This is a genomic window from Pseudodesulfovibrio sp. JC047 (assembly GCF_010468615.1).
Taxonomy (GTDB): Bacteria; Desulfobacterota; Desulfovibrionia; order Desulfovibrionales; family Desulfovibrionaceae; genus Pseudodesulfovibrio.
On the sequence record NZ_WUEH01000124.1, the window covers coordinates 1 to 322 of the forward strand.

General features: G+C 37.9%; 1 protein-coding gene. It reads left to right on the forward strand.

Annotated features, from left to right (window positions below; translation table 11 throughout):
- Positions 1–322: TatD family hydrolase (locus GO013_RS16855; RefSeq protein WP_203529727.1), on the forward strand; the 322-nt coding region annotated here is incomplete at both ends.

Genomic DNA, 322 nt, shown 5'->3' on the forward strand with positions numbered 1-322 from the left:
TATTTGAAAAGTTTGTTGGGCATCAAAAATGCGTGGCGATAGGCGAATGCGGACTGGATTATTACCGCTTGCCTGAATTGGATGAAAGAGAGAATTATAAAAGCAAACAAAAAGAAATTTTTACCAAACAGATTGAATTTTCTATCCAACACAACAAGCCCTTGATTATCCACATCAGAGAGGCGAGTTTTGATAGTTTGAATATTTTAAAAAGCTATCCTAAGGCTTTTGGGGTGTTGCATTGCTTTAACGCTGATGGCATGCTTTTGGAACTGAGCGATCGTTTTTACTACGGGATAGGAGGGGTTAGCACTTTTAAAAA